General features: G+C 44.2%; 15 protein-coding genes. 1 reads left to right on the top strand and 14 read right to left on the bottom strand.

Annotation, left to right across the window (positions count from 1 at the left end):
• The first annotated feature begins 305 nt into the window (after nucleotides 1-305).
• Nucleotides 306-1,142, top strand: a complete 837-nt coding sequence (locus ACFPYJ_RS05640; RefSeq protein WP_379187082.1) for a phytanoyl-CoA dioxygenase family protein — start codon at nucleotides 306-308, stop codon at nucleotides 1,140-1,142.
• A 236-nt stretch (nucleotides 1,143-1,378) separates the two neighbouring features.
• Here the strand turns inward: ACFPYJ_RS05640 and ACFPYJ_RS05635 are convergent, their stop codons facing one another.
• The 14 genes from ACFPYJ_RS05635 to ACFPYJ_RS05570 form a co-directional block, all read right to left on the bottom strand.
• On the bottom strand, nucleotides 1,379-1,561 hold the full coding sequence (locus ACFPYJ_RS05635) for a hypothetical protein (RefSeq protein ID WP_379187081.1): 183 nt from the start codon (nucleotides 1,559-1,561) through the stop codon (nucleotides 1,379-1,381).
• Between the two features lie 317 nt (nucleotides 1,562-1,878).
• Nucleotides 1,879-2,292 (bottom strand): (deoxy)nucleoside triphosphate pyrophosphohydrolase, encoded by a 414-nt coding sequence (locus ACFPYJ_RS05630; RefSeq protein WP_379187080.1) that lies wholly within the window; start codon nucleotides 2,290-2,292, stop codon nucleotides 1,879-1,881.
• A gap of 13 nt (nucleotides 2,293-2,305) precedes the next feature.
• Nucleotides 2,306-5,458 carry a DEAD/DEAH box helicase gene (locus tag ACFPYJ_RS05625; RefSeq protein WP_379187079.1) on the bottom strand — a complete coding sequence of 1,051 codons (3,153 nt, stop codon included), beginning with the start codon at nucleotides 5,456-5,458 and terminating at the stop codon, nucleotides 2,306-2,308.
• 832 nt (nucleotides 5,459-6,290) lie between these two features.
• Entirely contained in the window at nucleotides 6,291-8,726 is a 2,436-nt protein-coding gene (locus ACFPYJ_RS05620; protein WP_379187138.1) for a DEAD/DEAH box helicase family protein, read from the bottom strand.
• Nucleotides 8,719-9,045: a phosphoribosyl-ATP pyrophosphohydrolase gene (locus tag ACFPYJ_RS05615; RefSeq protein ID WP_379187078.1), complete on the bottom strand. Its 327-nt coding sequence runs from the start codon at nucleotides 9,043-9,045 to the stop codon at nucleotides 8,719-8,721. Before ACFPYJ_RS05615 ends, ACFPYJ_RS05620 begins: the two co-directional genes overlap by 8 nt.
• Nucleotides 9,046-9,132: 87 nt before the next feature.
• Nucleotides 9,133-10,344 carry an McrC family protein gene (locus tag ACFPYJ_RS05610; protein ID WP_379187077.1) on the bottom strand — a complete coding sequence of 404 codons (1,212 nt, stop codon included), beginning with the start codon at nucleotides 10,342-10,344 and terminating at the stop codon, nucleotides 9,133-9,135.
• Complete coding sequence (locus ACFPYJ_RS05605) at nucleotides 10,334-12,934, bottom strand: McrB family protein (RefSeq protein WP_379187076.1); 2,601 nt, start codon at nucleotides 12,932-12,934, stop codon at nucleotides 10,334-10,336. Before ACFPYJ_RS05605 ends, ACFPYJ_RS05610 begins: the two co-directional genes overlap by 11 nt.
• A gap of 40 nt (nucleotides 12,935-12,974) precedes the next feature.
• On the bottom strand, nucleotides 12,975-14,315 hold the full coding sequence (locus ACFPYJ_RS05600; protein ID WP_379187075.1) for a hypothetical protein: 1,341 nt from the start codon (nucleotides 14,313-14,315) through the stop codon (nucleotides 12,975-12,977).
• 118 nt (nucleotides 14,316-14,433) lie between these two features.
• The gene (locus tag ACFPYJ_RS05595) at nucleotides 14,434-15,183 is read right to left on the bottom strand and encodes an endonuclease NucS domain-containing protein (protein WP_379187074.1); all 750 of its coding nucleotides are present in this window, start codon (nucleotides 15,181-15,183) and stop codon (nucleotides 14,434-14,436) included.
• Nucleotides 15,184-15,277: 94 nt separating this feature from the next.
• Nucleotides 15,278-16,249 (bottom strand): helix-turn-helix transcriptional regulator, encoded by a 972-nt coding sequence (locus ACFPYJ_RS05590; protein WP_379187073.1) that lies wholly within the window; start codon nucleotides 16,247-16,249, stop codon nucleotides 15,278-15,280.
• A 106-nt stretch (nucleotides 16,250-16,355) separates the two neighbouring features.
• Complete coding sequence (locus ACFPYJ_RS05585) at nucleotides 16,356-17,612, bottom strand: vWA domain-containing protein (protein WP_379187072.1); 1,257 nt, start codon at nucleotides 17,610-17,612, stop codon at nucleotides 16,356-16,358.
• Nucleotides 17,613-17,847: 235 nt separating this feature from the next.
• Nucleotides 17,848-21,153, bottom strand: a complete 3,306-nt coding sequence (locus ACFPYJ_RS05580; protein ID WP_379187071.1) for a UvrD-helicase domain-containing protein — start codon at nucleotides 21,151-21,153, stop codon at nucleotides 17,848-17,850.
• Complete coding sequence (locus ACFPYJ_RS05575) at nucleotides 21,146-24,040, bottom strand: PD-(D/E)XK nuclease family protein (RefSeq protein ID WP_379187070.1); 2,895 nt, start codon at nucleotides 24,038-24,040, stop codon at nucleotides 21,146-21,148. The genes ACFPYJ_RS05580 and ACFPYJ_RS05575 overlap by 8 nt, the downstream gene beginning before the upstream one ends.
• Nucleotides 24,030-24,176, bottom strand: a complete 147-nt coding sequence (locus ACFPYJ_RS05570) for a hypothetical protein (protein ID WP_379187069.1) — start codon at nucleotides 24,174-24,176, stop codon at nucleotides 24,030-24,032. Before ACFPYJ_RS05570 ends, ACFPYJ_RS05575 begins: the two co-directional genes overlap by 11 nt.
• Nucleotides 24,177-24,220 lie beyond the last annotated feature (44 nt).

Here is a 24,220-nt window from a genome sequence, read left to right as displayed (position 1 = left end):
CGCTGATCCTCCTCCTTCGATCCGGATATACATGCCCCCGCTTGCTGCAGTGCTGTTCAAGAGGGATATTTAGTGATTGCGCTTTCATCATACCTAAGGAACTCCCCCCTCGTATTTAGAAAAACAGTAGATGAATTTACGAAAAATCAAGATTTCCCCGAAAAGCCGCATAAGCGCGGAAGGCCATTATTTGCAGAAAATATTGAATTTGTGCAAATCTCCCTGCTTTTTTTCTAAATACGCCGCCGTTTAACACAGATATAATGAAAGCGTGAACAAACATTTCGTGAAGAGGTGAATCTATTATGTTGACCAGCGCACAGCTTGAAGAATTTGAACGCACCGGATTTCTTAAAGGCGACGTCGTCCTGAGCGACGAGGAGGTCGAGAAGCTTCGCCGCGAGCTTGACGATGTCATTGAAGGCAAGACGGTCAATAAGCCGATTCTCAATCACAACATGCTGGATGGCGGCATGTACGATAATATGAAAATGACGGTGAGTGAGCGGGTCATTCAGATCGTCAATATATGGATGGCGAGCGACGCGTTCCTGCAGCATGCCGCGAACCCCCGCATCTGTGAAGAGATCGCCCAGCTGTGCAATACCGACGAGGTCCGCATCTGGCATGATCAGATCCAATACAAACCGCCCGTCTCCGGCGGCCCTACGGGCTGGCACCAGGATCATCCGCTGTGGCCGATCATTCAGCCCGCCAATCTGGTCAGCGCCTGGGTGGCTCTCGACGACGCCGTTATCGAGAATGGCTGCATGTGGATGGTCCCCGGCAGCCACAAATGGGGCAACCAGCAGAAATATTTGGCCAGCGACAAAGACTTCATGCCTTACCACAAGCAGCCCGAGCTGCTGCCCGAAGATGCCGTAGTGGAGGCCGTTCCATTCGAAATCAAGAAAGGCCAAGTCGGCTACCATCACTGCCTCACCTGGCATGGAAGCCCGCACAATAAATCGCAGCTGAAGCGAAGAGCGATTGCCGTCCATTACATGCCGGGACATACGCGTTACGAGCCGACGGCCAATCACCCGATGCACGATTACGTGAGGGTTAAGCCTGGGGAGCTTCTGACCGGGGATCATTTTCCGCTGGTGTATACGCGGAGTTCTTCTGCGGAAACGGTGTAATTCCGGTGACTCTGAGGCACGAACGCGCACCGCGCTGCTTGGATGCTGAGTTGTCCGGCGCAGCTTAGCAATTGAATGACTTCGTAATTGAAATTGCCGGTCATACGAAAAAAGAGGAGGACGCATATGCGTCTTCCTCTTGCGCTTAACATGCTTTTGCAGAACTGTCATTTTGACTAGCATTGTTAAGAAATAATAGTCCCTATCGAAGCTGAAGGCAGCGCGATATGCCGGAATCATCCTCTCGTATCGAAAGTAGAATTCGCCAAATCTCCGAGCTTGTAGATGCCCCTAGCATTCAAATTACGCTCCCGTACCACTTTCCCCGTAACCGGAATACCGTTATGGAGCTTTAGCACCTTAAGCACGGGATCAAATAGCCAAGGCTGCTTCATATTGACGATTGTTCCACGATCCACCCGTATGAAACCCACCGTATGCAGTAGTATATGGAATCAGCTGCTATCTTCTTGAGTTACGGGATGTACGAGCAATGTCAGTCTGTTGCGGAGATGGCTATGAAGGCTATGCTCAAAGCGTATTATCTTAAGGAGAACGGTATTCTCCCCAAGTTATCGGAAAGGCCATAAGCCCCTTTGACATTAGTGAGTGGCAGGATGAGCTAAGAGCGTAATCAAGACATGTTACTGAAATTAATACAGATGCAAGACAAAGAGCGTGCCCGATTAGGGTTACCCCTATCGTCACGCTCCTTGTATTCTCTCCATTTGATGTTCTACTTTAACTTTGCATCGATATCATAACGATACTCTTTATCTAACATATCCACAAATTTGATATCCGCTGGTGCAAACTTATATTTATTCAATTCATTCCGATACACCCATCGGTAATCATCATGATCGATAAGAGTGATCTCTCCACTTACATAGGTCGCTTTGTATGCGAATAAGCGAATATACGTAGAACCATAATGATGGTCGTTTACTCCAAATGACTCGTATGGAATGATCTCGATATTCATTTCCTCTAGTAGTTCTCTTCGCAGACATTCCTGTATGTTTTCATCCTTCTCTAGCTTTCCGCCAGGGAATTCCCACATTCCTTCTTGGGCCTTACCTTCTTTACGTCTGGCTATTAAGATCCGACCTAGCTTGTCCTCAATTATGGCTGCCGCTACCTCAATCATTTGCTCTCACACCCTATACGATTACTTTATTTGCTGCCGGTACTAGTGCCGCAGGCATCTCTTCTTTTAACCGCCAAACAAAACTCATTGGTTTATTACCTTCGTGTTTAACATACTCGGCTTCTCCTAAGAAAACAAACGGAGAAGTGTAATTATGATCTTCTTTATATTCCCTTACGAACAATGCAATTCTTTTCCCCAGTAGCTTGTGATAAATATATCTTTTAGCGGTGTTGCTCTCCTCCGATGTACGACTCTGTGTCTGCCAATGAAATAATCGCTCATTTATCGCATAATCCTCATACAGCGTAGAAGGCGAGAAATCCTTATCCGATTTATTAAGAGTAATAAAGAAAATATCTGTCTCCTTATCCTCAAAATACTTCACGCCTTCACGGAAACTCGGAGCTTTATCCTCATTCCAAAACCCGAAAGCTGCAAGCACTTGATCGGTTGAATATTTACAATGTAAATCTAATGGGCATACATAGGGAAAATCATTTTTTTTGTCAACAAAATCAATATGGGTATAGTTGTATTTCAATATCTCTACAATCTCGTCTCGGAAAGGTTGGTAAGCAACAATAGACGCAATCCCTTGCTCGATATCGTTAAATCCTTGCTTTTGGGGCTCAGAACGATAGAAGGTGTAATAAAAGATATTTAACATTAGACGCTCTTCTTCTGTTTGTGCTCGCTTTCCTTCTTCCAGATAAGCAGTTATAAACTTCAGCAAGCGTCGCGAGTTTAAATTTAACAAGGAAGGGATGCGTTTGATTAAATATTCTTTATTCTCGAACTCAAAAGGCTCAATAAGATCTGCTTCAGCCATCAAACCTTTAAATGTCCGATTTCCACTTCTCCCACCATACAACTCATATAGAGTCAATCCGTGGTATTGGACAAAATTTTCAAGGGATAAATGTAACCCAGTATCTCCTTCGAAATATTTTATCTTATTGATTAAACTCTTGCGACTGTTCGTCGCTTGTTTCAAGCTTTTCAGAATATACTCTTTAGACTGTTTCTCTAACTGAATAAAACTCCCCCTTGGTAGGCTGGAGAAGCCCTGTTCGACGTAATACTGAACGGAGTGCTTGGTTTTTCCAAGTAAAGCTCGAAATTTCTCTTGAAAATTGTAGTCTTTGTGGGCCTGTCCGATAAAATCAAGAACGGTTAGACATTCTTTCCCTTCGGACAAACGTAACCCTCTACCAAGTTGCTGCAGGAAGACAGTTAAACTATCTGTAGGGCGAAGGAATAGAATAGTATTAACCTGAGGTATATCAACCCCTTCGTTATAGAGATCAACAACGAACACCATTTTAATTTCACCGCTAACTAGTCTTTGCTTTACTTGAGTTCGTTCTTCGTCACTAGATCCCCCGTGTAGCGCAATAGCAGGGATTCCTGCTTCCTGAAATACTTTTGCCATATAAAGTGCGTGATCGATACTTACACAAAATCCGAGTCCTTTAATGTCTTCCATATCTGTGACGTACTTTTTTAAACTATTCATGATTTGCGTAGCGCGAATCTTATTATTAGAATACAAATTATCCAGTTCCTGAAGATCATAGCCACGTCTGGACCATTTAACCTGAGACAAATCAACGTAATCAGTCACACCAAAATATTGAAATGGACATAGTAGTTTTCGATCAATGGCATCCGTTAAACGAATTTCTGCAGCAATTGTATCATCAAAGTAGTGAAGAATGTCCTTTCCATCCATGCGCTCCGGGGTAGCAGTTAGGCCAAGTAAAATTTGAGGTTGGAAGTAGGCAAGAAGCTTTTGATAGGACGGTGCCGCAGCATGATGAAACTCATCCACAATAATATAATCATAAAAGTCTGGCGAAGTGATTTCGACTAATTTGAGCGAATTGAAGCTTTGAATACTAATAAATAAATGGTTAATGGATTCCGCTTGATTACTTCCTACATGTAGATTACCAAAATTCAAATCTTTTAAGATAAAGCGGAATGTGTCCATACTTTGTTTTAAGATCTCTTCACGATGCGCAACAAATAGAAGTCGTGCTCTGGGGTTAATTTGGGCAAACCGTTTATAGTCAAAAGCAGAAATCACCGTTTTTCCTACGCCAGTAGCAGCAACTAGAAGGTTTTTCATTCTTCCATGAAGCATCCGCTGCGCTTCGAGTTTCTCAAGTATATCCTTCTGGTAGTCATAGGGCATAATATTGAATTGAAAAGATAAATTATTGCGATCCTTCTCCTTATTTCTTCCGAGTGCTTGTTTGAGTAGTAGCTCATGTTCGTTGTCAGAGGCCAAAAAACTCTTAAACTCTCGATCATTCCAATAGCTCTCAAAGGTTGCTTCAATTTTCTTCAGGACATCGTATGAATCTTTCTCTGTTACCTTCAAATTCCACTCTAATCCGCTAGTGAGTGCAGGATTCGAGAGATTAGACGAACCTACATAGGCTGTTGTAAATCCCGTATCCCTCTTAAACACATATGCTTTGGCGTGTAGTCGCGTTCGTTCTGTATCGTAGGAAATCTTGATCTCGGTGTTTGTCAGTTTACTTAACTCTATAATGGCCTTAAAATCAGTGGCTTCCATATACGTCGTTGTTATAACTCTTAATTTGCCACCGTTTGACGTAAATTGACCGAGTTGTTCCATTAGACAACGAAGTCCGCTCCATTTAATAAAAGAAACAAGCAGATCAATACGATCTGCAGTAACAATTTCATGTTTTAATTCACTCATCATATTGGGTTCAGAATGAGAACCCGTAAACAATGAACTCTGAGATAATGGAGTTGTTGGACGAAGAACCTTTTCTTCTTTTATCCCACGGATATGGTTTAACTTTGAGTATACATAGGTCAGTACTTCACCATGCTCATCAAGTTGCAATTCACTGTATTCCGATTGACCTAAGCTGTCCTTTAACGTGCAAATGATCTCATTACAGGCACGTATTTGTGCAAATACGGCTTCTTCGTCATTGCTATTTTGCTCCCGTACTAGTTTTAAAGCCCTACGAGTTATTACAGCTATATAGTTAGAGAGTAGCTTTCTTGCTTCTTCCGGGTCCAATGGCTCTTTGCCAATATCATATAAGGCTGGGTCTAACTCGGTTATGCGCTTCATCGTGATGTTGTTAATAAGTTGTTCGTAAAGACCTTGTTTCATGAAACACCCCGGTTTCTGCTGAGATTATCTCAGTCTTATGCGTTAGCGTAAAGAAATAGCTCTTCTATGCTCTTTTTAACACAAAAGCACCTGTTTCAACAACAGATGCTTTTCAATCTTATTTATGAATTCGTTAACAACCAGTCTACCGCCCCAGAACTCTCTAATTAACTATTCCCATTTAATCTGTACTAAAATCCCTCTGCAACAATACAACCAATTCACATGCACCGTATGCGGATTAGTTCGTGAGTCAGATAGAAACTGACAATTGCTCAAGTAGGCCGCTTATTGTAGGTTGCTGCTACACTTTATCACCAATTTCACACCAAATTATCACCAATATCTCTGCACTGGGAAAACATTATTTAGCCTCACGTGGCACTTTGCCGCACTCCGCTGGGTTCTGCTGCTCATATATTATTTAGTTATTGAGAAAATGCATCCTCAAACTCAACTTCAATCCGTCTTACTAAACAATTGTGTTGGTTCAGACTTAATATCGTCTTCAAAATATTTTTTCTTTGAAAATCATATCACCATAACAGCTTAAGTTATACATTTGGTCTGGACTTGAATAATGTCAATCAGGATTATTTGTTTTTTGGGTACGTTCTTTGTAATACTCAATAGATTCAGAAGAGAAATCCTTTTCTTTATTTGGATATTTTCGATAAAGTCTTATCAGCATGACTCAGATCAACATACCCTTATTCCATCAAAGTAATATCCAACCGTCTCGACGCGAACTGTATGCGGGATCAATCCAAAAATATAATCCATGTGAAAAGGTCTTTCTTTTCCTTTCGAAAGTAATGTGTAGCCCGAGAGGTCATCTAAATTCTGTATTACCTCGACGCTCAAAATGCGTATGCAGCCTATACATACAAATCTCTTTTGTCCAAGCGTGCAGCATTGCCATATCCTCTGGTAGAACTTCAAAGTTTAACGTAAAAAAACCATTCTCAAAAGTAATTAAGCCTTTTGAACTTCCACTCCACTTGGTCATAGGCATGGTTGCGACCAGCTTTGCCACTTTATTCTCATCATAATTCCAGAGCTTTGTACTCTCTGCATCTGAAAAATCGATGCGTTTCCGGAATTCTTTTTCTATGTAGTAATGATGGAAGAAAGGGGCGACTTCCAATGGGCTTATCGGCCTCAGCCATTCAGCAGCACTTCGTTCGAGCATATAGAGTAAGACGGTCATTTTGTAGCTTTTGCTCATGACTGTGCTCTCTACTTCCTTCAGCCAATGCTCATAACGGAGAAAAATTTCTGTTTCCTTTACGTCCAGTTCCTCTGCCCAGGACAGAAAGTTTGCATAGGAACGGAATTCTTGCCAGTACTCACGGCTTGGTTCTCTTCCTTGCAGATGCAATTCAAGGTAAGTCGGCCGTCGCCCTAATTCATGTTTCAAATTAAAGTATGCTGTGCGCAGTTTGTCTTTTCGCGGTTGTTTTTTACGAGATAGTTCCTCTAATAAATTGATTACATTTAAATCGATATGGAGTTCGCAACCTATTGGAACCTCAGGGATTATTTTGGGTTGCTTGCCCTTTTCAGCTTCAGCACTATCCATGGCAAAAAGATTGAGTTTAATGTCCGCATTCCGATAATTGCCTATAAGGTCAATTATTGTGCAATACGCCTTCCCCATATGCAATCGCAGACCACGACCGATTTGCTGTGTAAATATAGTAAGAGATTCAGTCGGACGAACAAACAGAAGCGTGTCTACCGCAGGAATGTCTACACCTTCGTTAAAGAGGTCTACTGTGAAGATAACTTCCATGCTTCCCCTTGTGAGCTTATTAATAGCCTCGCTTCGGCTCATTTCTGTGGTGCGGGAATGCAGACTTAAACACGGTATTCCTTGCTGTATAAAGTAGCTCGTTAAAAAGTTGGCCTGTCTAATGGATGAACAGAACGCAATCGTTCGCGTCTGCTTATGTTGTTTCCACGCATTGAAAATAGTTTCAGCCATCTCGTCACGCAGCTGAGCTGCAAGAAGTTCCTCCTCATCATAACGTGAACCAATCCATGAGATAGCGGTATAATCTGTTTCATCATAAACCCCATAGTAGCGAAATGGACATAACCACTGTCGCTTAATCGCTTCTAGAAAATGCAGCTGGAATGCCACGTTTCCACCGCATAAAGCAAAGACATCCTTGCCATCCATCCGGTCCGGGGTAGCTGTAATTCCAAGCAAAAATAGAGGTCGGAAATAATTTAAAATGGATTGATATGTTTTGGCCGCAGCATGGTGAAACTCATCAACAACAATGAGGTCAAAGGCATCTGGAGCAAACTGTTCCCGATGGTTTTTCATCCCAAGCGTGTAGATGGACGCAAAAACGTTATCCGCTGATACGTCTTTTTCGATTCCGTTGTATAGCCCGACATTCCGCTCAGGCATAACCGTTTGGAAACTACGCTGTGCTTGATGGAGAATCTCCTCACGATGAGCAACAAACAAAACACGTCTATACCTTTGAGCGAAAAACGCAGCTAAATATGTTTTACCAAGTCCAGTTGCCATGACGACCATTGCTTTGTCGTATTGTTCTTCTACCGTTTTATCCAATGCGTCTAAGGCTTGCTTTTGAGCAGGCCGTGGTTCAACTATATGTGCAATAGGCTGAATCTCACCATGATCATTAGCCTCTGTTTCTTTATGTGGTAACATGAGCTCTGACTCTTCTATTTCAGTAATAGTACGCACTAATACAGGACTTTTCTGTCGCTGAATCAGATATTCTTTTTCATATAGTAGGATAGTCTCCTGATGCAGGGTAACTGTACATTCATCATAGAAATTGTTCATAAATTTGTCCAATGCGACCTGGAATGTATAAGGCTCGGCTTCAGCATTCATAGCCAAGTTCCATTCGACACCCAGTCGAAAAGCAGATCGAGATAAATTGGAAGAACCAACGATGAGAAGACCCGCTCCATGATCGTAATCCATTAAATAGGCTTTGGGATGAAATGAAGCACCCCTACTATGCCAAAGCCTGGCCTCTATTCGAGTATCAATGTTAACCAACTCACGAAGTCCATCAGGTTGAGTGATAAATAAATAGTCCCCGCAAAGTATTTTGATATCAGCTCCACGTTCTGCGGCAGCTTTCAAATAGGGAGAGAGAATTTGAACGCCCGACTTCATCACAAACGACGTCATGATGTATATACCAGATGCCCGCTCAATCCCTGGGATTAATTCATCTACTAAATTTTCTGTGATAAGCTTAATATCAGGCATCTTGAACATCAATAAGGAATATTCTTTCCTTAAACCCTCCGCGTTTCTCTTCTTTATCTGCTCGAATCGATTCGAGTTGTTCCACGGTTGAGCCATGAATGGTTGTCAATGTTTGAATCAGCTCAAGGATATCGGATAATTCCTCCATAGCATCATTGTCATTGGCTGCTTCTAGGTATTCATTTAGTTCCTCGGCTAACTTTGTACGAAGTTCAGTCTTGTACTCTGTTTCATCGAGGATTCGGGTGCTGTGGTTTTTTCCACCCTGTGCAATAATTTCTGGGATTCGATCCCTGACAAGTTTGTTGTATATGGGCATGGTTTTGTGTCACCTTTCATTATCAACTATTAATTGAAGTACCCCTGATTTCATCAAGCCAACCCAATTATTCAGTTAAGATACATATTAATGAACACCTAAAATTTCCTTTAAATCCTGCTTTGTGGCCGAGTAACTCCCCAATCTTACAAATACCATCTCAATTGTTTTCTCCGTATCAATGACATTCCAAACAGGTGCAACGACCTCTTCTTGATAAGGATATACCAGTACGCATCGTATTACCTCTTTATAAGCTGTTACATATGCATACATTTGATACAGATCCGATTGTTGGTAAGCATAACGCCCATTCCAAACTGCACTCTTCCATTTCGTATCTAGAATGATTCCATCCGATGTAACAAAGTCTGGCTTCAACTGAATGTTCATACGATTTGTATTTTTATTAAGCAATAATTTCTTCTCAGTATCTTGACTACGTACTCGCCCAGCCCCCAGAACCTCCGTTAGAGCCTCCCCAACATACGCTTCAAAGAGTTTATTCATTTCGAACAGAAAAGAAAAAGAAATGTGATTATCTCCGACATGGTGAATAGATGCCTTTTCGATGATTAGCTTCGCAAACAGCGCAACATCCTGAAACCTTTCATTCTGCCGGTTCCATTCCAACTCGTTTAATACTTCTTTAGCAATAACTACATCTTCTACTTCATCCAACAACCCAATGCATCGTTCAATTTGTAGATGCATCCGATATGCGATCCGTCTCTGTGCCACCCGAAGCGCGTATTTAAGGATCCTATTTAACCGATTGTCTACGGAATGCTCATCAAATTGGCACATCACTCTGGTCGGTGCGTATGCATTCTTCCGTAAATGCTCTGTAACTAGAATCTTCCCGCGCAACACTGATCTATTCTCGACCTGCTCCATATAATTCTTGAATACCCCTCGTTGCAGTTCCTCTTGAAGACGATGCACATAAGCGGCCAACAATGCATCTAACAAATGATCGTATCCCCAACCATTTGATACCTGCTCGTAGAAAGGAACGTTTATATATCGGGCATGATGGAGCATGGAAATAAGTGCTTTCCGATCATCATTAATGGAAACTGAAATTTTCGGCAAAATTTCTATTGTCCATTCATCCAGACAGATAATCCCGACAAAGTTGATGAACCGAAGTCTATCAGAGGCACCATACTCTACCACACCGTCGTGCGGGTATTTTTCATGTATATAGTTACATAGCTTTTTATAGTAGCCCTGAGGAAGAGCATCCGCCGATATCCAGTCATACGCTTCTCTTACTGTAATGAAATTAGATTTCATAAATAGCAGCGATCTCTTGGCTTGTTATTTTGCTTTTCACTCGATATTGCTTTCTTGTTGGATAAGAGGCGTTGTGCTTGAACAGCTGCGAATAATCGAAATGTTCCTCATAGATAATAAAGGGATCGTCTTTGCTCTTTCCAATACCACCCAAGATCATTCCAATCTTCTCCCAATCATCATAGAAATACTCTTGAAGCAGAGGGATGATCTTATGCTGAACAACTTCAATGACTGATTCTTCCGTATTTGCATTCATAAGATAGGCGTGACCTATCGTATGATTCCGGTCATACAACACCTCAATCCGCTTGTTAATGACCGTAAGCAGTTCTTCTAGATCAAGGCTTCCAACGGTATCTAGGAGTTCCGGGTTTGGCATAATCTCCTCGAAGAGAAAGCGTCTGCGTAACGCTGTATCCATTAAAGCTATCGAACGATCCGCTGTATTCATCGTTCCGATAAGATGAAGATTCGGCGGTAATGTGAATCGCTCTTTCGTGTACGGAAGTTCAACAATAAGTTGATTCCTCTTAGTCAGCCTCTTGTCCTCCTCAATAAGCGTCAACATCTCTCCGAAGATTTTGGATATATTACCGCGGTTAATCTCATCGACGATGAGGACGTAAGAATCTGCATTAGAAAAATCAAATGACTCCCCTTGTTCTAACGCTTTTAGTACAATATCCTTCTTCTCCTGATACGATTGTTTCATAGCTGGATCGTCGGAAACAATCGGATCCCGTTCCTCGTTCAAATTGTCCATAATCCATTTAAATACAGACCAATAACGGGTTTCATTACTACCGCCAATAGCTTTGTTGATGAAATGAACATCATCCTGCCACTGCACTTGATGTTCGTTCACATACCTGAATATCCGAAGAAGTCGGTCTTTGGATATGGTACTTTCAGTTTGAGCCCCTTCATTCATAACTATCAGATTACCCACCGGAGAAACATTCGAGATATAACTTGTAGCTCCTGTTTTGGAAGTGAATTGAATTTGCAATTCTTTCCCTCTTCCAACCAAATAATCATAAGTTCGTTCGAAATGAACTTCATCAGAAAGCTCGCGAACGTTATTATTCAATCCAGCATACAAAGCTTCCATTGCTGCCCGTTTGAATAGTCCATCCTCTGGTACAAAGTTACCTTTGCCATCCGAGCGAAGTCCCTCAATAAAATCTTCATACGAATAGGATTGGTGGAAAGTCACAAATCTCACATTTCCAGTTCGAACGAGACGTGTATATTCATTCTGAATCGCTTCCCTCCCTTGGTTGCAGATCTCTTCGTATATCTGTGTATTCGTCGTTAACTCAAGTGCTTTACGGGAAACTTCGTATGTCTTCCCTGTTCCTGGTGGCCCATAAAGAATTAGATTACGCGTTGTTTTCACTTCAATTTGTAATAATGGTCTTAATTCTTGAAGAGGAAATGGTTTGCCTAGAAACACATAGTTAATCGTTTTGCGGTTGTCCGTTTTCGCAATTGTTTTACGATAACCTCCATACCCTATAAATTCCTTCTCTTTCAGGTCAATCCACTCTACCGGAAGTAGATGACCCCTCTGCGAATCGAACTTATAACCATCAACGGCATCCGCTGTTGCACGACCGATTGCACTGATCTTTAGAACAGATTTCGTTACTCCTCCATCCTTGCGTGTAAACGTGGATTTAAGGGCAATATAATCTCCGGTTTTGATTTGAAAGAATCCTTTAAGTGCTTGTCTCCCCTTCTGCTCCGGCTCCTTTGCTTCAATGATATCCATTAAATTATCATCCCAAAGGAATGCGGATAAATCCTCCTCACTTAGAAAATTAGTCCCCACACATTTATTTTGAATAAAATAATCCTTCTGTGATCCGATCGTTTCGTATGTATGACCTATCAGCCAATAATTGCAGCCGACGTCTAATTTATCAGTTGAATCCGTACTAGAATATGTATCCCATACAAAGCGTCCCAACTTACTGGTCGACCAATCCGAGAGCCCTTCCTGATTCTTTAGCGCTTTCAGCACCTCATGATTGAGTTCAACAAGACGATTCAGTTCAAACAAGATAGGATCAACCTTAAGAGATTCACCTAGTTTCTTTAGAATTGGGGCTGAGAATACGTTAAGAAACTTTTCTGGATTATAAATGTGCAATACTTTCAACAGCACAGTGTTAAAGATAGGCAATTTAAGTTGTTGAATTTCATCGTAGCGATCTTCGTCTGCTAAATGCAGCGCTTTTAGATAACCTTCTTTGAGCTTTTGAAACTCCTCTTGTAGAGCTTCATCAAACAACTTAACACGATTTTTGCCGAATCCTCGACTGTAATCTCCATTAGCAGAACGGAATATTCCAAACTTTGATGCATTCCCACCACCAATCCCACCAAACATGTTCTTCTGTTCTAACCAGTAAATGAAACAGTCTTTCGTTTTGGTATCGGCATATTGCTCAACCGTCATCTCTTTCAACGATTCTTTCGGAAAACGCTGCATGAAGGATACTCGTTCCGCTTCACTGCTCTTTAAGTCATTCTCATCCGTGATAAATACATGAGCCTTTTGTAACATTTCCTCTATTGTCATAACGATCATTCTCCTATACCTTTTTCTAATATTAACTCAACTACGAGTTATCACCATTCACCTCTACAAGTAGCGCCTGAAATTGTTCGTTTTTCTTCATACCAAGCTCTAGGTATAACTGCCACTTTAATTGATAGTGATCGGTAAGATGAATTGCTGCTTCACGCCCCGAAGTTGTACCATTGGATGCTCCTTCTTTCCAAGAGCATATGCCTGTAACCTTACGGCCATTGTATATATGGAAATCCCCGTCCACCGAGTTGGTTTTCTTTGGATGCTGCCAATATAGGTGATCATTCGTAATAAGCAAAGCATACCCTTTCACGCTAGGTCTACTTGAAACGACTCGCTCGACTTTCTCCAAATCTTTAAGAAAATCGTATCTCGAAACGTCCTGTGCCGCTTGATTCTTTAAATCAACCTGCTTCCCTAGGTATACCGTTTGGAGAAGTGCTGTCTTGTATCGAACCTCTATAATAATCGTTTTACTTCCCTTCTCCGCCCAGATGTCGATCTTCTCTGTCCCTAGTTCGCGATTCGTTTTTGTAATATAGCCGACTTGCCGCAAATGGCTTACAATTCTATCTCTTAGGTCCATCTGTGATATGGGAATATCTTTTTTCATGGCGAATGATTGAAACCAATCTCCAAGCTCTTCAGTTTCCGAAGATTCTAACTTTACTGCCATATCGGTATTTGCTGCTGGAGTTATGAATGATTCAGAATTATGTTGAGAATGCTTTTCGTCCTTAGAAAAGTTATCCACTGGAAGGAGAAGATAATTAAATTCACCTGGCCTCAAATCAACTCGAGTATATGAATCCCACTTTATTTTGTAATGCCCTTGTAGCGATATCGGTTCCTCTCGTCCTCGCATTGTGCCTATCCCTGTATTCTCGCTCCATGAGAGATGTCCCTCAATACTTCTGCCTTCGTGGAGTCGAAAATCCCGGTCCACTGTTTGCTGACCTTGCCGCTGTTCTGAATAGTAAGCTGGGTCATTAGTGATAAATATCAGAAAACCTTGATCAACAACTCCAGCTGTAACCATTTGTTCTAAACGTTGCAGATCCTTCAACACATCATATCGGCCGATGTCATGTGCCCCGTGATTATTTAATGAGAAGTGCTCATCTTCTATGTTGCAATTAAAAGATCGTGTCTTGTACTTTAATTCAATTGCATATTTACAATCTGCATGTTGGACCCAAATATCCAGGTATGTTTTAGTATTGGCGCCATGTACTTTCATCTCTAAACGAATTTTAGAATTTGGATACCATTCACGAATTTCCCAAGCCAGGGCATGTTGAAAATCCGCTTCATTGTGGAAAACTGGTCGCTTTTGAGATAAATTAGATATTAACATTCGAATATCCATATCCTATCCTCCTCGGAGATCATGAACGAGCAACACGGCAGTATCCATTTCTCTCCACCCGTAAACACTAGTGAAATTTATTCTATCTTCTAAGACTGCATACCTATTATTGCTTTCTTTATTCCCTTTCTTCGTAAGCTAGTCGTACTAATGGAATCAGATCATCTAACGAATGAATATTCGTTAATTGAATATCGATTTGATTCTTATCTCTATAATCGATAGGCAAGTATATACTGATATTAGATTTGAACTGATCATAAATCTCATCTCGCCTATTCACAGGTACGTGAAACAATAACCGATTACGTACGGTAGAAATAGATAGAAATTTATATCTTCTACCTGATCGCTTAAACATTATTCCGTCTGAAATGTAGTAGTAAGTGTCTTTAATTTCAGATACATAGTCAAAGATCACCCTCACTACCGACTGTAATATTAAATTTTCAAATGACACTATCACGTCTTCTGGCGTGCAGTATTTGGACTCTCCTTTTGTGAGTATGGGTTTGATAATCACTGATTTATTAGTGATTTTCGAGTCTCTATTTAATAATTCAATTTCCTTATATTCATAACCATGCTTCCCAAGTCCTTCTTTCAAGCCATGAACAAATGTTAATCCCGCTAACATGAACCGTGCTTCTGAATCATTTACTAAACCATCATATCTAAGTAACTGACCCACTGCTTTATCCTCAACTTTTAATTTTACTTCCACATACAACTTTTTGTTGTTCCGATCAAGATAGAGTAAATCACATCGATAAGAGCCAATTGGTACTTCTCTTGAGAGAAATGTAAGTCCTTCTTCAATTATATCTGAGTTCGAAATTAAAATATCGTGTAGTTGCAGTTCGTTCATAATTGTAGCCCTTTCATTCACTTATTATTTATAGATCTGGAAAAATGTTAGATTCAATGCATTCATCTAATATAAAATTAAATAATGCCCTCCCTCACATGTGTTCTGCTGTTCCATACATCCCCCGCCAACGCACCAGCTTCTCCCGCATCTCATCACGATACTTAAGCGGCTCCAGAATTTCCGCTTCTGGCCCATACGAGCTCACCCACATAAGAAATTCACGATCATCGTTAAGGGTCACCTCGAACAGCAAGCTGCCGTCCGGCTGCGGCTTCATGCGCGGCTCGACAAACCATTCTTCCTCTTGGATATATCTCGCCACAACTGAAGAAAATCGCACTTTGAATCGGATCTGTTCATGTCCCCGTTCAATAGAGAAAGTGTTCTTCATATACTGGCGAATATTGAAATTCCCTCTATCGAAGTGTTGTTCCGATTGGTCAATGCTAAGAAAGCGGCTAACCCGAAATGTACGAATATCCCCAGCTTGATGACAATATCCAATCAAGTAATACCGCCGCTCTCTTGGCACCAGAAAGTATGGATCAATGATACGCTCCGATTGCTTATTCCGACCTTGCGAATGATAGACGGCCTTAAGCGATGTTTGCGACAATATAGCTTGAATAATCGGAAATAGATAATTCGGCCCTTGATCACGGCCTACCGGTGTTCCCATCTGAATGATGTCCGCCACCTGCTGGACAACATCAGTATGACGAGCTTTCTCCTTGTGATAGGTCGCCATGATTTTCTCGTAAGCAGAGTCAAAACCAGGCGGCAGCAGTGGCTTCACCTGATCGATTACAGAAGGCAGCATCGAGAACACAAGCGCCTCCTGCTCGGTGAAATTAAGCGGATACATGGAGAAGCTCCCGACGAACGAGTACCCCTTCCCATGCCCCAAATTTGTGAAAGGGACAAATGAGCTTAACAGCTCTAAGTCCCGGTATATGGTCCTCTCCGTCGTCTCGCAGCGTTCTGCAAGCTCCCGGCCGATAATGCCCGGCTTCCCTTGAATGAGCATAATAATGCGCAATAATCGAATTAATCTCTCCGTCATATCAGCACCCCGCAGTTTGTAGTCCTTACTTACTCTTTCTAGGTCTGGGAGACTATTTCCTGCGACTGGATGAAAATGAAAAAGTTACCGTTCCGTGAATAAAAACTCAATTATTCTTCCTCTTCATCGTCCTGTATTTCTGACTGTGCAAGGCTTTACGATCCTGCGGTGTAATCGAATCCTGCCCGAAGCTTTCAAGCCGCTCATACAGCATTAGCGACTCTGCCCTGAGCTGTGCGTCATCCGTCACGACAGCCATCCTCAGTAACTCATCCGCTTGTGCCCGAAGCATCATCTTTCCCGCGTCTGTGCTGCCATTATCGAAGGCTTCTATCGCTTTCTCGATTGCAAGAGCAGTCTCTGTGATCTTCACCTGCTTCTCAACAACAGCGTCCATCGGCAAATCCAGAAGTTCCAGATGATTCGTAAACTCTGCAGAGAGTGCCATTACCACCGAATACGGTTTAATGCCGTCTGTCACATCCACATAGTCCAATTCAAGCTGAAGAATATGATGAATGCCGACTGTAAGCGGATTGATGGTCAATTCGATCAAGATTGATTTCACTTCCTGATCGTAAATATCGCCAAGATTGAATGATCGGCTCCCGTCCATGACGGTCGGCTGGTAACCGAATAGATTCGTTATAGCTACCGATTCCGAGGGCGTTAGCCTCATTCGCATGTTTTGCGCCAGAACGGACAAAACCCCTTGGAGCTCCTTCGCGAAAATATCCGGGATATCGACTGGCTTCTCGATATAATAGAAATTTCCGCCTCCGCCCTCCGCGATCGCTTCCATCAGCTCTTCGTCAAACCCGCTGCCAACGCCAAGCGTAGAGATGCCTACCCCCATGCTCCGGTATTCTTTAGCGATTCGCGCGAGCTTCCCCCTGTTTGTGATGCCCTCATTGGCATGACCGTCCGACAAGAGAAGCACACGATTAACCATTCCTTCCTGTATAGAACTCACTACAAGCTGTGCCCCTTGAACCAGCCCGCCGCTCAAGTTCGTGGTCCCACCGGCTTCAATTGCCGCGATCTTATGCTTCATCAAATCTTTATGCGTAACCTTCTCGGGCGCAAAAACCGTCTCTATCTCATCATCAAACACCACCATGCTGAGCAGGTCATTCTGTCCCATTTGTTCGGTAACATACTGGCATGCTTTCCGACTGTAGTCCAAAGGCTTCCCGGACATGGACCCGCTCCGATCCAGCACGAGTCCGATATTAACAGGAGCTCGATCCGACCTGATATCTGCTGTTCCCCTTACCTCCACCAGCAGGTATACCTTTTCCGCTCCTCCACTAGGAAAATAACGCCGACTCCAACGATGAGCGATCGTAACCGTTTCCGCCATCATTAACCACCCCTTCACATTTGTAGGGTCAGCATATCAAAGCGCTTTGACATGAGAATGTCACCAAACGTTTGTTCCTTGCTCCAAAGGCTCCAGATAATATAACTCCGTTATTTGACTCGATGCAGCAGAACAACAAAAGAACACAACAAACCCAGTACCGCTGCGCCGCTGCGGTACTGGGTAACTTTCGCGTAAATTGTATTGTTTGTTCTTGCTTTAAATCCCATCCATCTTATAGCTTCACATATTTCTGATGCTGCGTAAAAAATAAACCCGTTTCCTTCACCGTGTAACCAAATGAGCGGCTCCACTCGTTCGCATACACCTGCACTTGAGGTTTATAGAATCGCACAAAATCCGCTTCCTTTTCCAGTTCAAATACGTCTGTCTTAAAGTCAACAATGACCCAGCCGTCCTCTTCTTCAAACAGAAAGTCAATTACGCCTTTCACGTAAACACTCTCCAAAGTGAGATCCCCGGCGGCCGCAACCTCAGTGTTCCCAAGAACGGAATGAGCATCATTCGTATCATCTATTCCATCAGTTCGCTTCGTCAGATAGAGAGATACTTCATGCAGCCGTCTCTTGGCCCGCAAGCTTCTCTGCCACAGCTCACTCCCCAGAACGTTAAGTACCGTCTCTGCAGCTGCCGGCACAAATTCCGATGCTAATTCCTCCTGTCCAGCTAAGAACTGCACATAGGCTGTAAGCTCCGGCAGTTCAATTCGCCCAATTCCGAGCGCCTCCAAGCACCTATGCACGACGCTGCCGAACGCCTGCCCACGGCCTTTAGACGACCATTCAGGGGCATCGCCTACACTCTTAGTTAGCTCAGTCACAGAGACTTGTTTGTAGGACGCTCTGCTTACTTCTTCTAGCTGACTGGATAGCTCCATATGAAACTCATGAAGTCTTGGTTCGCCTGTATACGCCTGTCTTGGCGTAGGTTTCTGCTCAAGTACGCTTAGCTCCGGAACATGCTCCATACCTTCCATTAGCGAGCTCCAAGGACATTTGGCAGGCTGCTCAGGATAAAGACTCACTACCAGCAGTTGTTTGGCTCTTGTAGCCGCAACATACAGAAGACGGTCTTTCTCTGCATTCATAAACAGCCGCTCTTTCTCGCTCATGTCCGTCCATCCCGGCGGCTGTGCGATGACTTCATCGACATGCTCATACAACTTCCGTGTAATCGTGAAATATCCCTCTCCCGGCACCTTTCCCCTGTCGATGAATTGATCGGCATCGTGATCCGACTCCCCACATGGACAGGCAAGAAAGACTACCGGTGCTTCTAAGCCTTTAGCCTTATGCAGGTTCATAATACGAACCGCTCCGCTGCCTCCGGCGTATAAACTCATCGATTCAAGCCCTCTCCCTTGAGTGGCTTGGCTCAAGAACATGGTTAATGCCGGCCAACTGCTCACCGCTTCCGGTTCGCCTTGGAGGATATGAAGAAGCTTAATCATCGATCCGGCCCGGATAGCGCCTGCTTCCTGAACAGCGATATAAGAAAGAAGTCCGCAATCCTCTATAATCCGCATCAGCGCTGCCAACGCCGGTAATCGCCTCACCCAATCCGAATAAAGTCTAAGTTGTGCTAAAGCCTCCGCAATCGGTCGTGAAGTTTCCGAGCAATCTGCCACCGTAGGGCCAAGATAATAAGAGAAGCTGTGCCCTTCCCGTTTATAAGCCATCAGTGCACGGTCGCTAATCCCGAACAGCATTCCTCTAAGCACGGCCAGCAGCGCGGCATGGTCCGTGGAATCGTTCAACAGTTTGGCCAGCTCGGCCACAGCGAGCATTTCTTCATATAGAACGGCACTGCCGCTTGTATCCGCTGCTATACCGTAACGATCAAGATACTCGGCATAGAGATGAAGGAACTCTTTCGTTTTTAACAAAATAAGAAAATCACCCGGTACTGCATCACGCAGCAGCCATTCCCCATTTGCCTCAGCCTTCTCTTGTATCTGTAAGTTCCCCTTGCTGCATGCCCATGCGATATAGCTGGCGATCCGCTTCGCGTCGGTTTCAGCTATCTGGTGCTTGCCCCCAATCAGCTTGGGATACGATATCGCTTTAATGCCATGATCGACTTTGTGCTCTTTGTCCCCAGGGTTAGCCATCTGAGTCTCCATGCGAACGAATGCCGCCTGTTCCTCGGAAGCTATAGCAGGGAAACGATTGATAAACTGATAATTAACAAAGTCTCCGATGGATGGAACGGAACGAAAATTACTGGAGAGCGTGAGCACATCCCCGCAAGCAGCCACTCTTTCTTTCACTTCGTTATAAATGGAAATGTCGGCTCGTCGGAATCGGTAGATCGATTGTTTGGGATCTCCCACGATAAAGAGAGATCCTGGACGCGGATTCAATTTTCTCCAGTCTATGGAATCCGTTCCCGCCCCGCCTCCAGCCAATAAGAACATCATCTCCGCCTGGATCGGATCTGTATCCTGGAACTCATCAACGAGCAGCCGCTCGAATCTCTCCGCATAATAGGCTCGAACCTCTCCGTGTTCCCGAAGCAATCCTGTCGCTCTTTCCAGTAAATCCTGAAAGCTGATCATCCCGCTTGACCTTCGCCGCTGCTCGCAATAGCGGACAATCGGAACTACGAAGCCGATAAGCTTGGGATACAAATACACCTGCCAATCCTCCAGAAAAGGAAATAGCACTTTAATCTGCCATTCATGAAATCGGTCCAGAAATGCTTTCGCTTGTTTCTTATCGTGCCAATATTTTTGTGTAACTTTAAGCTTTCGATTAAAGCGTTTAGCAAGACGAAGGAAGGCAATTTCATCCGTATGATCTATATATTGTTCCTGCCGCTTCACTTCTCGAAGAAGCTTCTGCAGGGTATCCCATCCCTTCTCGGGCTCGTTCGATGGAATAAACGGGTAAGCTTCCTCCATAAGTGGGAACAAGGACAACCGGATGCGATCGATGTCTGGCTTTAACGCTCTAGGATCCGTGGGAATTTGAACGTCAGAAAAGATGGAAACTCGCTCATACACCCTGCGCAAGGTTACAATATCGACCTCCAATCGCAGCAGTTCGTTGAGTTCAGTCTCCGATCCGTTCTCCCGAAGCATCGCTAAATAGTCATCCCAACATTGAGACTGAAAAGCCTTTTCCCCGTCTTCATCGATCTCCACGAACAACGGATCCAACCCCGCTTCGATTGGACGCTCACGCAGCAGCATGCCGCAGAAGGAATGAATAGTACCGATAAAACACTGATCGATATGTCGAAGTGCCGCTTGCAGCCTTTCTTGTTCCACGCCATGCGTACGATTGCTCTCCCGTTCAAGCGCAAGCCGGAATCGCTCCCAAAGCTCTTCAGAAGCTTTATTCGTAAATGTAATGGCAGCTATCGCTTGAACCGACGATGCTCCTGTTCGAACCAAAGAGAGCATACGGCCGACCAGGCTGGTTGTTTTGCCCGAACCTGCACCCGCTTCCACCATGAGGGTCGTATTTAAATCGGACAAAATTCTTGATCGTGCCTCGTCATCCATTCTCTTAATCAACGCTCTCCACCTCCAACAGTGCGCCAAGAGTCTGCTGATTGGCCGCCCAGGTTCGTTTGGTTTCCATCCATTCCGCATGATGTCCGCAAACGCTGCTATAGTCACACCATTTACATACGTTTGCATCTTTGGTTGGAACATAAACGCCGTTCTTCATGGATTCCAGTAAACGACCTACGACACGCGCTAGGCGTGATCGTCTATCTTGTGGACGAATCACTTGCCCACCACGACCTCTAACCGTCGGAAAGATGTATGCCGCTTCTATAACCGAAGCCTCTTCATCGAAGCCTGTCTTCCGCATCCACTCCTCCGCGGCCACAGCATATAACGCATGCTGCAGCTGAGTGGCGGAGCTAAAATATTCGTTATCCCGATACTTATTCGGGTTGCCTGTTTTATAATCTAGAATTCGGTAGAGATGAGGGCCCACTTGGTCGATACGGTCGACGAAGCCTTTTATCCGGATTTGAAGGCCCTGTTCCAGGTAAACGAGAAGAGGTTCGCCGCCAATTGAAAGCTCCTGCTCGAACAAGATCGGCCGGTCCCTGCAGCCAAGCTCCCTTCGATAGAAAACCTCAATGTCCTCTCTAAGCTCTCGAAGCTCCTTCTCAAATACATGTGGAGTCGGTGACGGAATCATCCGCGCATATTCTGCAATGGTTTGTTCTGTCACTTCGTGAAGCTGCTCCCTGTCATGAACAACACGGCCCTCGCTGTCCCGTACCGTACCCTGCATATAACGATAAAAAACCTGATGCAGCAGATTCCCCTTCTGATCGGGCCTAAGCCATACGGAGCGGTCGAATGCTGCTCGTTCTTTTGGCCATAAGCCAAGCTCATAGCTGAAATAATACCGCATCGGACACCTGGCGTAATGCTCCAAGCGGCTTGCACTAATGATCGGCGCATGCTCTATGGGTTCAGAATCTTGAGTGGCAGATACCCATCCGTCGTACTCGCTCAAATCCAGCCTATAGCGCGCTTGTGCCGCTTGACGTCCTCCCAGCAGATTCGATTGCAATTTCTCAATGGCCGCTAGGCCATCCTTCCATGCAGCCCCGTTCACATCCGCCAATTCCCGATGCCATAGATCCGCTTGATCCAGCGGCTGATTATTGACTCCGCTCCAATACCCGACTTGCTGCCCCAATGCTTCGCGGAGTGCAGAATAGTCCGCATCCAATTTATTAGATTGCGCCCGGAACACGCGAAGCAGTTCAAACGCGGGGCTGACGGATTCTTTTTCCGCTGCGTTATAGGAAGAGAAACTGAGTGTTACGCTACTACCCCGGATCATCCCAAGCCGGCCATCACGGTCATGACGGACTTGCTGAAGACGAGCAGCCGAAGTCGATAATGCATGGCTGATTCTCACTCGCTCTTTATCCAAAAGGATAGGATCCTGTCTGCTTCCGGATGACCAGCTTCGTTCATCCATGCCGACTAAGAAGGTGTTTTCTCTTCCCGACCATCCGCCGCTGGAAAGAGAGGATATATGAAGCTTTCCGGGCTCTGGAGAAGTCGAAACCAATGTACGAATGCCTTGAATCATTTCACTGGCGTAACGGATTGCCAGCTCACGGGAAACTATAACGGGAGGTATGTCCCTCATAGATTCCGCCTCTTGTGAAATCTGCTGTAAAATCATTGCCTCCTCCGGACTGTCAGCCACCCCATAATGCTCTAAAAAAGAAGCGACAGCTTTTACAACGCCGCTTGGCGACCACTCGCTGGAAGAACGCTCGGGCACAAGTTTCCAGATAAGCTGAAATGCATCTCTTAGACCGGTTATGATTCGCTGTTGTTCATCATTAACGGTGGTTTCAGGCTTCAAAAGTGCTGTATAGCGTGATTGTCCCCAGCCAATCCCCAAATTTTCAAGTATCCTAGCCCATCCGTTTCCGGTCCCTTCAGCACCGTGTCGCTTGAAGGTGATGGAACCCTCACGAAGCAATCCGATCATGAGGTCGACGGGGAAGTCATTCTCCAGCCATTTGAGAAAACTCAACGCGGTGCGTCCCACCGCAGTCGTCTCCAGCTGCAGCCCCTCCGCAAACGTGCACGGAATCCCATGAGCTTTTCCCAAGGTATAGAAGATGCTCGCATACTTCTCATAATCGGATGCAATGATTTCCACTCGGTCCAGCCGCGTTCGATGTTTCAGAAGCCTCCTTAGCACCTCACGGACTTCCGATATGGAACCTGAAGCATGAAACATCTCGGTACTTTCAAGCGGAAACCCGGATTGCTTCGAGTAAAATGGCTCCCCGCTATCACTCGCCACTAAAATTTCGCCGGATAGCTTCTGCAGCATTTCTCGTGATATACGATTAGGCAGCGATTCTGGCAGGGCAAGGTAAAAGACATCCTCTTGTGAAGGTTTGATATAGTCGATTAAACCTGCAAAATCGACAAGTTGGTATTGAGCTAGAAAACTTTCATAACACCCAAGAAGCTGCTTGAGATAGCGGCCTTTACCTGACGCAACGAAGAACCCCACCTGAAGATCAGCTGATGAGACCATGGCCGTTCGCAGCTCTGTTATCGCAAGGTGAATATGAGCTGCTACTCCCGGTTGAATTAGCTCTAACGGGATATAGGCATCCGCTTCCTTAGACAATTCATGCATAAGAGCATGAACAATCCAGAGCGTCCTACTGCTGTTGATATACTTAATGGCTGCAAGAGATAACGAGAACTGAGTTCGTCCTAGGACAAGCGATTCCACGGTTTGCACTTCCAAGTTGGCCAGCGGTCGTTCATATTGAGTAAGCCTCTTTATCAATTGATGACCTTGCGCAAATGAACGCGCCAGCAGCACCTTCTTTTGCAGCGGCCGATCTTGAATGTTGTTCTGAATCCAATCAAGAAGATTAGTCCCCATTATCTTCGCCATCCTCCGCTCTATACTGCCTCTCCAATTCTGAATAAACCTTCAGAACATCCGGGTGGCTAAGACCTAGCTGCTCGACCACATTCCCAGCATCCAGCTGTATCGTATGAATTCCATCACAAACCATGGGATTCCTCCATCGCCGTTTCCAAATTTACCCCTATCTTAACG

This window comes from Paenibacillus solisilvae, assembly GCF_042656405.1.
Classification (GTDB): domain Bacteria; phylum Bacillota; class Bacilli; order Paenibacillales; family Paenibacillaceae; genus Paenibacillus_Z; species Paenibacillus_Z solisilvae.
This window is presented reverse-complemented; position numbering and strand designations above follow the sequence as displayed.

Excerpts from the sequence above, each read along its gene's own strand:
- ACFPYJ_RS05585 (WP_379187072.1), bottom strand. The coding sequence starts at position 17,612 with ATGGCGGAAACGGTTACGATCGCTCATCGTTGGAGTCGGCGTTATTTT.
- ACFPYJ_RS05575 (WP_379187070.1), bottom strand. The coding sequence starts at position 24,040 with ATGGGGACTAATCTTCTTGATTGGATTCAGAACAACATTCAAGATCGG.
- ACFPYJ_RS05640 (WP_379187082.1), top strand. The coding sequence starts at position 306 with ATGTTGACCAGCGCACAGCTTGAAGAATTTGAACGCACCGGATTTCTT.
- ACFPYJ_RS05600 (WP_379187075.1), bottom strand. The coding sequence starts at position 14,315 with ATGGATATTCGAATGTTAATATCTAATTTATCTCAAAAGCGACCAGTT.
- ACFPYJ_RS05620 (WP_379187138.1), bottom strand. The coding sequence starts at position 8,726 with ATGCCTGATATTAAGCTTATCACAGAAAATTTAGTAGATGAATTAATC.
- ACFPYJ_RS05630 (WP_379187080.1), bottom strand. The coding sequence starts at position 2,292 with ATGATTGAGGTAGCGGCAGCCATAATTGAGGACAAGCTAGGTCGGATC.
- ACFPYJ_RS05590 (WP_379187073.1), bottom strand. The coding sequence starts at position 16,249 with ATGACGGAGAGATTAATTCGATTATTGCGCATTATTATGCTCATTCAA.
- ACFPYJ_RS05610 (WP_379187077.1), bottom strand. The coding sequence starts at position 10,344 with ATGAAATCTAATTTCATTACAGTAAGAGAAGCGTATGACTGGATATCG.
- ACFPYJ_RS05615 (WP_379187078.1), bottom strand. The coding sequence starts at position 9,045 with ATGCCCATATACAACAAACTTGTCAGGGATCGAATCCCAGAAATTATT.
- ACFPYJ_RS05595 (WP_379187074.1), bottom strand. The coding sequence starts at position 15,183 with ATGAACGAACTGCAACTACACGATATTTTAATTTCGAACTCAGATATA.
- ACFPYJ_RS05570 (WP_379187069.1), bottom strand. The coding sequence starts at position 24,176 with ATGGTTTGTGATGGAATTCATACGATACAGCTGGATGCTGGGAATGTG.
- ACFPYJ_RS05625 (WP_379187079.1), bottom strand. The coding sequence starts at position 5,458 with ATGAAACAAGGTCTTTACGAACAACTTATTAACAACATCACGATGAAG.
- ACFPYJ_RS05605 (WP_379187076.1), bottom strand. The coding sequence starts at position 12,934 with ATGACAATAGAGGAAATGTTACAAAAGGCTCATGTATTTATCACGGAT.